General features: G+C 63.4%; 16 protein-coding genes and 1 pseudogene. 9 read left to right on the plus strand and 8 right to left on the minus strand.

What is annotated here, in order from left to right; translation table 11 throughout:
- The first annotated feature begins 3 nt into the window (after nucleotides 1-3).
- Nucleotides 4-1,017 carry a nucleoside hydrolase gene (locus tag EN845_RS14285; RefSeq protein ID WP_127870478.1) on the plus strand — a complete coding sequence of 338 codons (1,014 nt, stop codon included), beginning with the start codon at nucleotides 4-6 and terminating at the stop codon, nucleotides 1,015-1,017.
- A gap of 12 nt (nucleotides 1,018-1,029) precedes the next feature.
- Nucleotides 1,030-1,962, plus strand: a complete 933-nt coding sequence (locus EN845_RS14290) for a nucleoside hydrolase (RefSeq protein ID WP_127870477.1) — start codon at nucleotides 1,030-1,032, stop codon at nucleotides 1,960-1,962.
- Between the two features lie 65 nt (nucleotides 1,963-2,027).
- Here EN845_RS14290 and fghA read toward each other — a convergent pair whose 3' ends face one another.
- From fghA to EN845_RS14320, 6 genes and pseudogenes are all read right to left on the minus strand, one after another.
- Nucleotides 2,028-2,891: an S-formylglutathione hydrolase gene (gene fghA, locus EN845_RS14295; protein ID WP_167531358.1), complete on the minus strand. Its 864-nt coding sequence runs from the start codon at nucleotides 2,889-2,891 to the stop codon at nucleotides 2,028-2,030.
- A gap of 208 nt (nucleotides 2,892-3,099) precedes the next feature.
- Nucleotides 3,100-3,660, minus strand: a complete 561-nt coding sequence (gene msuE, locus EN845_RS14300) for an FMN reductase (RefSeq protein WP_127870476.1) — start codon at nucleotides 3,658-3,660, stop codon at nucleotides 3,100-3,102.
- A 300-nt stretch (nucleotides 3,661-3,960) separates the two neighbouring features.
- Nucleotides 3,961-4,979, minus strand: a pseudogene (locus tag EN845_RS14305) (NADP-dependent oxidoreductase).
- A 25-nt stretch (nucleotides 4,980-5,004) separates the two neighbouring features.
- Nucleotides 5,005-6,330 (minus strand): LLM class flavin-dependent oxidoreductase, encoded by a 1,326-nt coding sequence (locus EN845_RS14310; RefSeq protein ID WP_127870475.1) that lies wholly within the window; start codon nucleotides 6,328-6,330, stop codon nucleotides 5,005-5,007.
- Nucleotides 6,331-6,428: 98 nt separating this feature from the next.
- A complete protein-coding gene (locus EN845_RS14315) occupies nucleotides 6,429-7,544 on the minus strand; it encodes an alkene reductase (RefSeq protein WP_127870474.1) in 1,116 nt (371 codons plus the stop codon).
- A gap of 33 nt (nucleotides 7,545-7,577) precedes the next feature.
- A complete protein-coding gene (locus EN845_RS14320; protein ID WP_127279601.1) occupies nucleotides 7,578-7,868 on the minus strand; it encodes a metalloregulator ArsR/SmtB family transcription factor in 291 nt (96 codons plus the stop codon).
- Nucleotides 7,869-7,942: 74 nt separating this feature from the next.
- Between EN845_RS14320 and EN845_RS14325 the strand changes: the two genes are divergently transcribed.
- The 7 genes from EN845_RS14325 (at nucleotide 7,943) to EN845_RS14355 (ending at nucleotide 13,603) form a co-directional block, all read left to right on the plus strand.
- Nucleotides 7,943-8,377: a hypothetical protein gene (locus EN845_RS14325; RefSeq protein WP_245464446.1), complete on the plus strand. Its 435-nt coding sequence runs from the start codon at nucleotides 7,943-7,945 to the stop codon at nucleotides 8,375-8,377.
- 93 nt (nucleotides 8,378-8,470) lie between these two features.
- On the plus strand, nucleotides 8,471-9,442 hold the full coding sequence (locus EN845_RS14330; RefSeq protein ID WP_127870473.1) for an SDR family oxidoreductase: 972 nt from the start codon (nucleotides 8,471-8,473) through the stop codon (nucleotides 9,440-9,442).
- A gap of 10 nt (nucleotides 9,443-9,452) precedes the next feature.
- A complete protein-coding gene (locus EN845_RS14335) occupies nucleotides 9,453-11,165 on the plus strand; it encodes an HAD-IIB family hydrolase (protein WP_127870472.1) in 1,713 nt (570 codons plus the stop codon).
- Between the two features lie 107 nt (nucleotides 11,166-11,272).
- Nucleotides 11,273-11,590 carry a hypothetical protein gene (locus EN845_RS14340; protein ID WP_023771230.1) on the plus strand — a complete coding sequence of 106 codons (318 nt, stop codon included), beginning with the start codon at nucleotides 11,273-11,275 and terminating at the stop codon, nucleotides 11,588-11,590.
- Nucleotides 11,591-11,598: 8 nt separating this feature from the next.
- Nucleotides 11,599-12,600, plus strand: coding sequence for an ATP-dependent DNA ligase (locus EN845_RS14345; protein ID WP_127870471.1), 1,002 nt, complete (start codon nucleotides 11,599-11,601; stop codon nucleotides 12,598-12,600).
- Between the two features lie 137 nt (nucleotides 12,601-12,737).
- Nucleotides 12,738-13,256, plus strand: coding sequence for a ferritin-like domain-containing protein (locus EN845_RS14350; protein ID WP_127870470.1), 519 nt, complete (start codon nucleotides 12,738-12,740; stop codon nucleotides 13,254-13,256).
- A 65-nt stretch (nucleotides 13,257-13,321) separates the two neighbouring features.
- Entirely contained in the window at nucleotides 13,322-13,603 is a 282-nt protein-coding gene (locus EN845_RS14355; RefSeq protein WP_127281180.1) for a hypothetical protein, read from the plus strand.
- Nucleotides 13,604-13,626: 23 nt separating this feature from the next.
- Here EN845_RS14355 and EN845_RS14360 read toward each other — a convergent pair whose 3' ends face one another.
- Together EN845_RS14360 and EN845_RS14365 are read right to left on the minus strand one after the other, a co-directional pair.
- A complete protein-coding gene (locus tag EN845_RS14360) occupies nucleotides 13,627-13,791 on the minus strand; it encodes a hypothetical protein (RefSeq protein WP_127281181.1) in 165 nt (54 codons plus the stop codon).
- Nucleotides 13,792-13,910: 119 nt separating this feature from the next.
- Complete coding sequence (locus EN845_RS14365) at nucleotides 13,911-14,105, minus strand: hypothetical protein (protein ID WP_127870469.1); 195 nt, start codon at nucleotides 14,103-14,105, stop codon at nucleotides 13,911-13,913.
- Between the last annotated feature and the right edge of the window lie 99 nt (nucleotides 14,106-14,204).

Here is a 14,204-nt window from a genome sequence, read left to right on the forward strand (position 1 = left end):
CCCATGGAACGCATAATCCTCGACGTGGATTCCGCCGGCGACGACATTCTGGCCGTGCTGTTTGCCGCGGCGAACCCGAATGTCCGGCTCGAAGGCGTGACCACGGTGACCGGCGCGGCAGGCCCGATCGAGCAGGTCACCAATGTCGTGCTCAACACGCTGACGCTTGCCGGGCGCGACGACATCCCGGTTCATGCCGGCGCCTGGCGGCCGATCGTCGGCAATGCCAAGGCCGACATGGAGGCGCCGGTCCATTTCGAGAAGCGGCTCGTTGCCCGCTTCGGCGACCGGCTGAAGAAGTTCAACCCGCCGGCGCCGACCCCGTCGCGTCAGGCGACGCCGGGGCATGCCGTCGATTTCATCATCAATACCGTAATGGCCAATCCGGGCGAGATCACGCTGGTGACCACAGGCCCATTGACCAATGCGGCGATGGCGCTGCTGCAGGAGCCGCGCCTGACCGGCGCGCTGAAGCGGCTCATGGTGCTGGGCGGCAACTTCCAGACGCCCGGCAACATCACGCCGCTGTCGGAATACAACATATGGGCAGATCCTGAGGCCTCGCGCATCGTGCTCAACGCCGACGTCGACAAGATCCTGGTGCCGCTCGACATCTGCGAGGACAACCGCGTCGCCGCCTCGATGCTGACGCGCGACGACATCGCCGACATGCAGGCCGTGGCGCGGAAGAATGCCGTCCTGGAGATGATCACCGACAGCTTTCCGATCTACATCGACATCTGGCGCGAGTTCTTCGACCTCGTCGGCTTCCCGATGGATGACGTCATCACCGTGGCGCTGGCCTTCGACCCGGCCTTGGCCACGATGACCGAACCGCTCTTCGTCGATGTCGTGCTGGACGGGCGCCTCGCGCGCGGACAGACGGTTGCCCATCGCGGCCGGCAACTGCTGCCCGGCGGCGGACCGAAGACCACGCGCATCTGCACCGATCTCGACGGCCGCCGCTTCCTGAACATCTTCAAGCAAACCATCGCGCGCTACGAACAAGCGGCGTGAGGACCGATAAAAATGACCCTTGCAACTCCCATCCTGTTCGACTGCGATCCCGGCCATGACGACGCCATTGCGCTGGTCATGGCGCATCGCTCGCCGGCTATCGAACTCGTCGGCGTCACCACGACATGCGGCAATGCCGAGGTCGAGAAGACGACCGCCAACGCCTTGCGCATCCTGGAGTACATCGGCGCCGGCGACGTGCCGGTCGCGCGGGGGTGTCACCGTCCGCTCGCGCGGCCGCTGGTGCTCGGCACCGCCGACGGACCGAGCGGCCTCGAGGGCTCGCCCTATCTGCCGCAGGCCACGATCAAGCCGGTCGACCGGCACGCCGTCGATTTCCTGGCCGACAAGCTCCGCGCCGCGCCCGAGCCGATCCTGGTCGTCGCCACGGGACCGCTGACCAATATCGGCCTGATGATCCTCAAGCACCGCGATGTGCTGCCCAAGATCAAGGAACTGATCTGGATGGGCGGTGTGTTCTACCGCAAGAGCGAGATCATCACGCCGACGGAATTCAATGCCTTCTGCGACCCGGAGGCGCTGAAGATCGTGCTGGACAGCGGCGTACCGATCCTGATGGTCGGCCTCGACGTCACCATGCAGGTGCTGATCGAGGCGCCGCAATATGCCGAGCTTGCCACGATCGACACGCCGCTCGGCAAGCTCGTCAACGACTGGCTGCTGTTCTACGAGAAGCTGCACCGCAACTCGATGGGCGTCGGCGGCGCCATGCACGACCCGTTGGCTCTGGCGCTCGCCATCGACCCGACGCTGGTGCGCACGCGCCCGGCCCATATCGGCGTCGATCTGTCGGGCACCTATGCGTTCGGCGCGACGGTTGCCGATTTCTGGAGCGAGCGCGGTGAAAAAGACAATGCGCGTATCGCCCACGAAGTCGACGCGGACCGTTTCTTCAAGCTGATGTTCGACCTGCTGCGGGATTAGAGACCGCGAGGAAGCGCTGACCGCCCGGCGGATTTGTCGGGCAGCGGACGGAACAGCGAAAGGTCCTATGCTCCGGCTTCAGCGTCGGACAATCTGCGGGCGTGCCATCTCAGATGGTCGTCCATGAATGTCGAAATGAAGAAATACGAGTGATCGTAGCCGTCCTGCATGCGCAGCGTCAGCGCAATGCCGGCCTTGGCGCAGGCCGCTTCCAGGAGCCAGGGCCTCAGTCCGTCGTCGAGAAATCCATCCGATGTCCCTTGGTCGACGAAAAACTCGGGGAAGCGGTGGCCATCCTCGATGAGCAAGGTGGCATCGTAGCGCCGCCATGATTTCTCGTCGGAACCGATATATTTTTCGAAGGCCGGCTTCGACCAGCCGGCGGTGCTGGGCTGTACGATCGGCGCGAAGGCCGAACAGCTCTTGAAGCGTTCGGGATTCTTCAGCGCGATGGTCAATGCGCCATGTCCACCCATCGAGTGGCCGAAGATCGCCTGACGCGTCATGTCGGCCGGAAATTCCGCCGCGACCAGCGCCGGTAATTCCTCGGTGACATAGGAATACATGCGATAATTACTGGCATAGGGTTCCTGCGTGGCATCGAGATAGAAGCCGGCGCCGCTGCCGAACTGCCAATTGTCCTTCTCGTCGGGAATATCGGCGCCGCGGGGGCTGGTGTCGGGACAGACCATGATCAGGCCGAGCTCGGCGGCCATGCGCCTGTACTCTCCCTTGTCCATGACATTGGCGTGGGTGCAGGTGAGACCGGAGAGGTACCATACGACAGGGCAAGGTCTTTCACGGGCCTGCGGCGGCACGAAGACGGCAAACGTCATGTCGCAGGCGCAGACTTCCGAAGCGTGGGAATAGACGCCCTGCACGCCGCCATGCGACCTGGCAGCGGCGATGATCTTCATCCGATCCGACATGTGTTTCTTCTCCGCCAACGGAAAACGTGATTCACCACCGCTTGTCTACGGCATCGGCTGGGACCACGGCAACCTTGACGGATTGGACATTTGGATTGCTGGTCACGTCCGATTGCCACCCGGACGGCCAAGAGGTTCAGGCAGCGCCTGGAAGTCGCACCACCGCGCGCCTGACGAGGTTGGCGCGCGGGATTTATTCCGGAGCACGCTACTCGGCGGCGATCCTGGCGCGCTGCCTGCCGAAGAGCGCCAGGCCGACATCGTCAACCGCAAGGCCGACGCGGGCCCGGATCGCTTCGGATGCCAGCACGCCGTCGACGAAATCCTTCTCCGAGGCGTAGACGGCCGTCGGCAGCGCAAAGGCTTCAAAGAAGCCGAACAGCGGCCGCAGCTGATGCTCGACGATCAGCGCATGGCGGTCGCCGCCGCCGGTCGCCGCCAATAGCACCGGCTTGCCCCTGAGGGCGGCCGGGTCGACGAGATCGAAGAAATGCTTGAACAGACCGGTATAGCTGCCCTTGTAGGTGGGCGAGCCGACCACCAGGACATCGGCGGCCAGGATCCGCTCGAGAACGGCGCGGGCCTGTCCATCCAGGTCACGCGTCCCTTTGGCACTGCCAAGACTGGGACCGAGATCGACGATGTCATGGGTGCTGGCGGAGAGGCCGTATCGCCCGGCAATTTCCGTCACGATATGGTCAACGAAGCCACGGGTCTTGGAGGGCCGCGTGAAATTGCCGGAGAAGCCGACAATGGCCGGATTGGTCATGATGGACGCCTTGTTGTATGTTCGAGCCAGTGTGCCAGAATGTCCATAGTTTTTATAGACATTGGTACCGAACGAAAGGAATTGACGATCGCCGTAGGACGAAATCGGAGAAGATTTTTCTTCCCGGGACGCGCTGAAGAAGAAGCATGGCGGTGTCTGGCAGCGCGCTTATCAAGCTGCTCGACGGGGTTGCCTGCGGGGGCGAGTCCGGCCATGAAGCCGGCCGGCAGGCACGGAAGTGTATCGCCATGCTCTCATTCCTAAAAGACTGCCTCCCGAAATTGGCCGTCCGGGAGATGACTATCCCGCGACCCGCACAATGAGCTTGCCGAAATTCTTTCCTTCGAGAAGCCCCAGAAACGCTTGTGGCGCATTCCCTATGCCGTCCACGATATCTTCCCGGTACCGCACACGCCCGGACGCTATCCATTCGGCCATCTCGCGATAGAAGGCTGGGCGTGATCGACAAATTCGCGCTGGATAAAGCCCCTTATCGTCAGGCTGCGATGCAGCACCTGCTGCATCAGCGCCGGAAGCCGGTCGGCGCCGGAATCCGCAGGGATGTTGTACTGCGCGATCAATCCGCAGACCGGAACGCGCGCGAACTCGTTGAGCAGTGGAAATACCGCATCCCAGACAGGACCGCCGACATTCTCGAAGTAGACGTCGATGCCTCCAGGACAGGCAACCTTCAGTTGCTCGGCAAAATTATCGGCGCGATGATCGACGACCGCGTCGAAGCCGAGCTCCTGGTGCACGAAAGCACATTTTTCGGGGCCGCCGGCAATGCCGACCGCACGAGCTCCCTTGATGCGCGCGATCTGGCCGACGGCCGATCCGACCGCGCCGCTGGCGGCCGCCACGACCACGGTCTCGCCGGCTTTTGGCCGTCCTATGGTGAGCAGGCCGGCATAGGCGGTGAAGCCTGGCATGCCGAGCACCCCGAGGGCGGTGGTGACGGGCGCCGCCGCTGGTTCGAGCTTGCGCAACCCGACGCCGTCGGAAACGGCAAAGCTCTGCCATCCCGAGTGGGACAGCACGATATCGCCCTCGGCGAAGCCGGCATGGCGAGATTTGACGACGCGCGCCACCGTGCCGCCCTCCATCACGCCGTCGATCTCGACCGGCTTGGCGTAGGACCTGGCGGCGTTCATGCGGCCGCGCATATATGGATCAAGTGACAGATAGAGGATCTGCAACAGCAGTTCGCCCTCCCCCGGCTCGCCGATGGCGACGGACTCGACGCGGAAATCGCTCCGCTTGGGCCGGCCTTGCGGCCGCGCCGCGAGCACGATGCGGGTGTTCGTCAGCGTCGACATTGCATAGCCCTCCTCGGATGATGTTCTACGCGAAGAACCTGTTGGGAGGCCGCTTCAGGCCGAGGTTCTCGCGCAGGGTCGATCCTTCATATTGCTGCCTGAATATGCCCCGCCGCTGCAGTTCAGGCACGACCTTGCCGACAAAATCATCAAGTCCGGCGGGCAGATAGGGAAACATGACGTTGAACCCGTCGGAGCCCTCGGCGACGAGCCATTCCTCCATGTCGTCGACGATGGTCCCTGGCGTGCCGACGAAGGCAAGGCCGGAATAGCCGCCCAGCCTTTGCGCGAGCTGCCTGACGGTGAGCTTCTCCTGGCGCGCCAGTTCGATGACGCGCTCGCGGCCGCTCCTGCTGGCGTTGGTTTCGGGAATGTCCGGCAAGGGCGCGTCCGGGTCGAAACCGGACGCATCATGCCCGAGCGCGATCGACAGCGAGGCGATGCCGCTTTCGTAATAGACGAGGCTGTCGAGCCTGGCTCGCTTGGCCTGTGCTTCCTCGGCGCTGTCGCCGACGATGACGAAGGCGCCGGGCAGGATCTTGATGTCGTCGCGCGAGCGGCCGAGTTTCTGCGCCCGGCCCTTGACGTCGGCAAAGAAACGCTGCCCGGCGGCGAGGTCGGCATGCGCGGCGAAGATGACCTCCGCCGTCTCGGCCGCCAGTTGCCGTCCGGCTTCCGACGCGCCGGCCTGGACAATGACGGGCCAGCCCTGCACCGGCCGAGCGATGTTGAGGGGGCCCCGCACCGAAAGATGCTCGCCCTTGTGATCCAGCACATGCAGCCTCGCCGGATCGAAATAGAGCCCGCTTTCAGGATCGCGGATGAAGGCGTCGTCGGCAAAGCTGTCCCACAGCCCCGTCACGACATCGTGGAACTCCCGCGCCCGCCGGTAGCGCTCATCATGCTCGACATGTTCGTCGAGACCGAAGTTCAGCGCCGCGTCGGGATTGGACGTGGTGACGATATTCCAGCCGGCGCGGCCGCCACTGATATGATCGAGCGAGGCGAAGCGGCGCGCGACATGATAGGGCGCATCGAAGGTCGTCGATGCCGTGGCGACCAGCCCGATATGATCGGTGACGGCGGCCAGCGCCGACAGCAGCGTGAACGGCTCGAACGACGTCACCGTATGGCTGCGCCGCAACGCTTCGATCGGCATGTTGAGCACTGCCAGATGATCGGCCATGAAGAAGGCATCGAACTTCGCCGCCTCAAGCGTCTGGGCGAAGCGCTTCAGATGGGCAAAGTTGAAATTGGCGTCCGGATAGGCGCCGGGATAACGCCAGGCGCCTGTATGCAAACTGACCGGGCGCATGAACGCGCCGAGCCGCAGCTGCTTTTTATGTGTCATGGGCTGGGCATCCCGGGCGGCATTGAGTGATCGGTCGAAGTTCCGGCATGGCGGGATTGACCGCGATCCGCCGGAACTTCGGTTCAGTCGGCGACCTGCTATGCCGCCGTCGGATAGTCCGTATATCCCCTCGAACTGCCCCCGTAGAACGTATTGCTGTCGGGGGCGTTCAGCGCGATGCCTTGTTGTAATCTGCCTACGAGATCGGGATTGGCGATGAACAATTTTCCGAAAGCGACCAGATCGACACGCCCTGCCTCAACCGCGGCTTCCGCGAGTTCCCTGTCATAGCCATTGTTGACCAGCCAGGCGCCGGCGCCGCCCGCATCGCGGTAGGCCGCCTTGAAGGCGGCATAGTCGAACGGCCGCTCGCCTTGCTGGAAATCACGGGCCCCACCTGTCGCGCCTTCAATGACATGGACATAGGCCAATCCATGACGGCCGAGTTTCCTGGCCACGTATTCGAACAACGGCTGGGGTTCGGGATCGGAGGAGTCATTGGCCGGCGTCACCGGCGAGAGCCGAATGCCGGTCCGGCCGGCGCCGACTTCCCCGACGACCGCCTCCACCACCTCCAACAGGAAGCGGGCACGGTTCTCGATCGAACCGCCATAAGCATCGGTCCGATGATTGCTGCCCGAACGCAGGAACTGGTCGAGAAGATAGCCATTGGCCGCGTGGATCTCGACGCCGTCGAAACCGGCGACCTCGATCGCCGCTTTCGCGGCGCGCCGAAAATCCTGCACGATACCCTGGATCTCGCCTTCCTCAAGGGCCCGCGGCTCGGACGTCTCGGCAAAGCTGCCGCTGCCGTCGGCACCCACCAGGAATGTCTTGGATTTCGCGCGGATCGCCGACGGCGCAACTGGCATGCCGCCTCCCGGCTGCAGCGATGTGTGGGAAATCCGACCCACATGCCAGAGCTGAACGACGATCTTGCCGCCTTCGGCGTGCACTGCGTCGGTGACCTTCTTCCACCCGGCGAGCTGTTCTGGCGCGTAAAGACCCGGCACGTTCGCATAGCCCTGGCCCTGATGAGTGATCGCGGTCGCTTCGGTCACGATCAGGCCCGCGGTGGCACGCTGGCGGTAATAGGTGACGGACAGATCCCCTGGAACCGCATTCGGCGAGCGATTGCGCGTCAGCGGCGCCATGACGATGCGGTTGGCGAGGGCGAGGTCGCCGGCCGCTATCGGGTCGAAAAGTGTGGTCATCGGAAGGCCTTTCATACTCAAGCAAATGCAGGTTCAGATATCGGAGAGCGAAGCGCGGAAAGCGGCGATCGTTTCGTCGTTCCGCCTGTAGAAGACCCATTGACCAAGGCGGCGTGTGGTCACCAGATCCGCCGATGAAAGCGTGGCGAGATGGGCCGACACGGTTGATTGCGACAGACCGCAACGTTCGAACTGCCCCGCGCAAACGCCCATGGCCAGTGGATGTTCCTGGCTCGTGAAATGCATTTCCGGCTCTTTCAACCAGTTCAACATTTGGCGCCGAACCGGATGGGCCAACGCCTTCAGGATGGCATCGTGATCCATGAATTCCCCGTATATCGCCAGTAGCCGATATTTATATCGCACCTATGCGATCCGTAAGGAACGACATTCTGTTTTTGGCGACCGATGCGAAACACTTGCCCTGGCGGCACAGCCTGCATGGCGGTTCAAAGGCGTTTGTTCGGAACCTGATCGGCCCGCGGCTGTTTTGCGTTCAGGCAAACACGGAGGCAGCCATGGCACGCGACAGGACCGAATATGAAACCGGCGCACGGAAGTATCCCGCCAGGACCGGCCCGGATCCGAGCGACGATTTCTCGCCCGATGCGGCGGGCAACAAGCCGCCGGCAGGCGGGATGGGGCTCACGCGGCAGGCGGATCAGACAAATGAGAAAACACATCAGTCCGAAGGCCAGAACCCGCCTGGCAAGGCGACACCCAGCCCTGCAACCGAAAAGACATCCGGTGCGGGCCCGGCGATCTCCGAACGTTCGAAGGACGCGAAGTCTCCAAAATCGGGCCGCCAACCCGGCGCCTATGTCAAGGACTGACGCGGACGGGCGGCGACACCTCTCGACAAGCTTATGCGTCGCGCTGACCTTTCGGTTTGGCGCGCGAACTTTCTTCAGCCCAGGAGAACCACCATGGAGACGAAATCCCGGACCGCCGGTGAAGCCGCCAAGCAGCGCCATATCCAGCGCGGCGTCGATGCCAAGGACAAATCGAAGCGCAACGGCAAGGCGGAGCACGCCATGCAGGCAGGCGCGCGCACCTATCCCGAGCCGCCCTTCCCCAAGCAACATCAGGCCAAACCCGGGCATGAAGCGGCGATCGAACCTGCCCCACTCTACGATGCTCCCTATTATCTCGGATCAAGGAAACTCGAGGAGAAGGTGGCTCTCATCACCGGCGGCGATTCCGGCATCGGTCGTGCGGTGGCGGTATTGTTCGCCCGCGAAGGCGCCGATATCGCGATCGTCTACCTGGCCGAGGACAGGGACGCCGAAGAGACGAAATCCGCCGTCGAAAAAGAAGGTCGACGCTGCATCCTGATCAAGGCCGACGTCAGCGAACGGCAGGATTGCCACGATGCCGTGGCGGCCACGGTCAAAACATTCGGCCGCATCGACGTGCTGGTCAACAACGCCGCTTTCCAGATCCATTCCAGCGACTTCAGCGACCTGACCGAAGAACATTTCGACACGACGCTGAAGACCAATCTCTATGGCTATTTCCATATGGCACAGGAAGCGGTGCCGCACATGAAGCCAGGCTCGGCGATCGTCAACACCGGTTCGGTTACCGGCATAGACGGCTCGAAGCAACTGGTCGACTATTCGATGACCAAGGGCGGCATCCATGCCTTCACGCGCGCGCTTTCGGGCAATCTCATCGCCAAGGGCATCAGAGTGAACGCGGTCGCGCCTGGCCCGGTGTGGACGCCACTCAATCCGTCCGACAAGCAAGCCGGCGACGTCTCGAAATTCGGCGCGGACACGCCGATGAAACGGCCGGCACAGCCGGAGGAACTGGCTCCGGCCTATGTGTTCCTGGCCTCTCCGCACTGCTCGAGTTACATCACCGGCGAGATCCTGCCGATCGTCGGCGGCTACTGAGGTCATCGCAATGTATTTCATTGCCTTGGCGACCGATTATGACGGGACGCTCGCGCATGACGGGGCTGTCTCCAAGAAGACGCTCGCCGCGTTGGAGCGGTTCAAGAAAAGTGGCCGTAAACTGCTTCTGGTCACCGGACGCGAGCTGCCCGACCTCAAGCGCGTGTTTCCCGATGTCGGCCTGTTCGACAAGGTCGTCGCCGAGAACGGCGCCCTGATCTATACCCCGGCGAGCGAGGAGGAGCGGGTGATCTCGCTATCGCCGGAGCCCAAATTCGTCGCCAGACTGAAAAAGCAGGGGGTGAAGCCACTTTCGGTGGGACGTTCGATCGTCGCCACCTGGGAGCCACATCAGGCGACCGTGCTCGAAGTCATCAAGAAGATGGGGCTCGAGCTCGAAATCATCTTCAACAAGGGTGCGGTGATGATCCTGCCGAGCGGGGTCAACAAAGCCACCGGGCTGGCTGCCGCGCTCGAGGATCTTCGCCTGTCGCCGCATAATGTGGTGGGTATCGGCGACGCCGAGAACGATCATGCCTTCCTGCAGGCCTGCGGCTGCAGCGTTGCGGTCGACAATGCCATTCCCGCGGTCAAGAGCACCGCAACCCTGGTCACGCGCGGTGCACGCGGCAAAGGCGTCGAGGAACTGATCGCCAAGCTGATCAAGCGCGACCATGGGATCGTGCCGAGGCGCCACGACGGCATTGTTCTGGGATCGTCAGGTGGCGACGACATCTATCTGTCGCCGACCGACAGCGTGCTCATCGCCGGCAGTTCGGGCATCGGCAAATCCACCCTGGCCACCGCGCTGACGGAACGCTTCGTCGAGAACCGATTTCAGTTTTGCGTCTTCGACCCTGAGGGCGATTATGATGGCCTCGAGGGTGCGGTTCGGCTGGGGGACGGATCGAGCGCGCCCACAAAGGCGCAGGTGCTGGATCTGGTCGCCAAGGCCGACAGCAATGTCGTCGTCAACGGGCTTTCGCTGCGTGTCAACGAACGGCCTGATTTCTTTGCCGACCTGCTGCCTGGCCTTGGCAGCTTCCGCCGCCGCACCGCGAGACCGCATTGGCTGGTCATCGACGAAGCGCACCATCTTCTTCCGAAGCGCCGCGACGATACGCGCTCCGTGCTCTCCCTGGAACTGCCGGGCACAATCCTGATCACCGTCCATCCCGAAGCGATTTCGACCGACGCCCTGCGCCTGGTTACGGCCGTTATCGCCCTTGGACCGACGGCGAAGGACGTGGTGAAGGCCTTCTGCCGCGAGACCGGCATCGAGCCACCGAAGGACATTCCCACGCCCAAGGGCGACCGGGTTCTTTTCTGGCGGCCGCAGGTGCGCAAAAAACTCACGACGGTCAAGGTGATCGAACCTCGCCAGTCTCTCAAGCGCCACAGCCGCAAATATGCCGAGGGCCAACTCGATGAGACCGGCAGCTTCTATTTCCGCGGTCCCGACGATGCAATGAACCTGAGGGCCCATAATCTGATGATCTTTGCCCAGATGGCCGAAGGCATAGACGACAAGACCTGGGAGTTCCATCTGCGCGCGGGCGACTATTCGAAATGGTTCCGCCACCAGATCAGGGACAAGGACCTCGCCCGCGAAACCGCCGAGGCGGAAAAGGACAGGAAGCTTTCGGCGGAAGAGAGCCGCAAGCGGGTGCTCGATGCCGTACGGCGGCGCTACACCGCACCAGCGACGGCGCCCGAGGAGTAGCAGCCAGGCCGCGGTCATGGGCGATGTCGGGAACGGCGGTTCGCCGACCGCGTTGGAACCCGGGCGCCGGCCTAACGTTCAACCTCCAGCGAGAAGGAGTAGCGATCATGCCACGAGGCGAGAAATCCAAATACACCGACAAGCAGGAACGCAAGGCCGACCATATCGCCGAAGGCTATGAGAAGCGTGGCGTCTCCGACAAGGAAGCCGAGCGCCGCGCATGGGCAACGGTCAACAAGGACGATGGTGGCGGCAAGAAGGAAGGTGGCTCCGGGCGTGGCAAGCACACGGGCCATCCAGCAGCGCACAAGGGCGGCAAGAGCGGCGGAAAGGCGTCGGCTTCCCGATCGGCCGCGAGCCGGTCCGAATCGGCAAAGAAGGCGGCGGCGACGCGCAAGAGGAATGCCGAACACCACGCCCACTGAACGGCTCAATGAAGGACAGGTTTGCCCTCCCCCTGGACACGCCTCCCATGGAGGCCAAGGCCGCCGATGCCCTCCCGGAAGGCGAAGGCCTTTGGCAATACGAGCCCAAATGGGACGGGTTTCGCTGCCTCGCCTTCAAAGGCGACAGGGATGTCGACCTGCGCGCGAAATCCGGCAAACCTCTCGGCCGTTACTTCCCGGAGCTCGTCGCCATGCTGCAGCAGGTCGAGGCCCGCAACTTCGTTGTCGATGGCGAAATCGTCATCGAACTCGAAGGCCAGCTTTCTTTCGACGCACTGCAGATGCGGCTTCACCCGGCCGAAAGCCGTATCCGCAAGCTGAGCGTGCAAACGCCGGCGCGGCTGATCCTGTTCGACATGCCGGTTGCGCCGGACGGGACGATCCTGCTTGACGAACCGTTGTCGAGCCGCCGCCGGGCGGTCGAAGGCTTCGTTCGGGATAGCGCCAAACCCGGCTTGCGGCTCTCGCCCAGCGCGACCGATCCGGCGGCCGCCAGGCGCTGGCTGGAAGGGGCCGGCCACGGCCCCACCGATGGCGTCGTCGCCAAATTGCTGGCCGACCCCTACCGGCCTGGCGAACGCGCGATGGTCAAGGTCAAACGGTTGCGTACGGCCGACTGCGTGGTAGGCGGATTTCGCTATCTGGCCGGCAGCAAGGAGGTCGGCTCGCTCCTGCTCGGCCTCTACGAGGAGAGCGGCAAACTCAACCATGTCGGCTTTACCTCGACCATCGGCAGGGACGACCGGGCCGGCGTCACCCGAAAGCTGGAAAAGCTGCGTGGCGGACCTGGCTTCACCGGCAAGGCGCCAGGCGGACCGAGCCGCTGGAGCACGCAGCGCAGCGGCGAATGGGAACCCTTGCGGCCGGAACTGGTGGTCGAGGTCCGCTTCGATCACGTCACCGGCGACAGGTTCCGGCATGGCACCAAATTGTTGCGCTGGCGGCCGGACAAGGCGCCGCGCCAGTGCACCATGCGGCAGATCCAGTGAGGGAGTTCGCCCCGCGGCGGCGCGTGGGCCGAGCCGGAGGCAGCCTCTTTGCGAGACGGCTGGAACAACCGTCCCGATAGCAAGTTGAGTCCCAGCTACACCGATGGTGGGCTTCACGACAATTGGAGATGACAATTATGGCGACTGCGAAGAAAGCGGCAACGAAGGGCCTTGAAGCCTTGTTCCTCGACGGGCTGAAGGACATTTACTATGCCGAGAAGAAAATCCTGAAGGCGCTGCCGAAAATGGCAAAGGGCGCCGAATCCGAGGACCTTGCGGCGGCGTTCGAGAAACATCTGGCGGAGACCGAGGGCCAGGTCGATCGCCTCGAACAGGTCTTCGAGCTTCTCGACAAGCCGGCCCGGGGCAAGACCTGCCCCGCCATCGACGGCATCCTCGAGGAGGGTTCGGAAATCCTCGAGGAATACAAGGGCGCCCCCGCGCTGGACGCCGGGCTGGTTGGGGCGGCGCAGGCCGTCGAACACTACGAGATCGCGCGCTACGGCACGCTGATCGCCTGGGCCGAACAGCTCGGCAAGGGCGAGGTGGTCAACCTCCTCAACGCGACCCTCGAGGAGGAGATGGCGACCGACGAGGCCCTTTCCAGCCTTGGCGAGGGCGGCGTCAACGAGCGTGCCCTGGAACAGGCCGCCTAGCTGGCAAGTTTGTGCCCCGGGCGCCAGGCGACCGGGGCAACTCCTCAGGATTTCGGAGAACGACGATGGACCCCCGCAAAACAGAGCAACCGGCGGTGCAGGCCGAAGACCCCGACGAAACCGAAGGTCCCGCCATGGGGCAGCAGGACTGGGACGCGCTCGCAGGGGCGAAAATCCTTCCCGACAATGCGGCGGTGGAAGACGGGGCCGAGGAGGAAGGCGACTTGCCCGAGGAAGACGACGACAACCCCTACCAGGAAAGCGACGAGGCATTGCCCGACGATGTCGAGGAGGCGGTCATTTCACGCGATCCTTCGAGGGAAGGCGGCCGCTTCGACGAAGAGTGACCCCAACGACGTGCGCAATCCGGTCAGCCGGCCGCATGCATCGGGGGCTCTTCATTCTCGTCGGGATTGGGTAGCGGCGCCTCGTCGGGCAATCGGTCCGGCTCCGGTTCGCCGATCGGCTCGGGCTTCCAATTGGGAGCCGGCATGGGCACATCGCGGTTGGGATCGGGTTCTCTCGGATCGGGCATCAAAATCCTTTTCTCTCGGTTTGCTGGCCGGCAGTGAACCGGGCGGCTTTCGATGAGTGGTGTGACATGCAGAACCCATCCCGATTGCTCGGGACGGGCTCAGTGCCATCAAGCTCTGGCTAGCGATTCTTGTGACTTTGCTGGCCAGCCTTCACATGCTGTTCATGGGTCCCGCCGCGCGTGCCCGACCCGTCACCTTGCTGGCGTTGGCTGCCGCCCGCCGCCTGCTGCTGACGGTTCTTGTCGTCCATGTTCTTATGGCTCTGCTGGCCTGCTTTCACATGCTGCTCATGGCTTCCACCTTGATTGGGCATTCTTGATCTCCTTTGGAGTTTTGAACGAGGCGACAACCGCCTCGATTGTCAAAGCTACTGGCGGCCCGGGCGTTCCCTCACGTAATATTTCGTGACTGC

It is taken from the genome of Mesorhizobium sp. M8A.F.Ca.ET.202.01.1.1 (assembly GCF_004791595.1).
Taxonomy (GTDB): Bacteria; Pseudomonadota; Alphaproteobacteria; order Rhizobiales; family Rhizobiaceae; genus Mesorhizobium.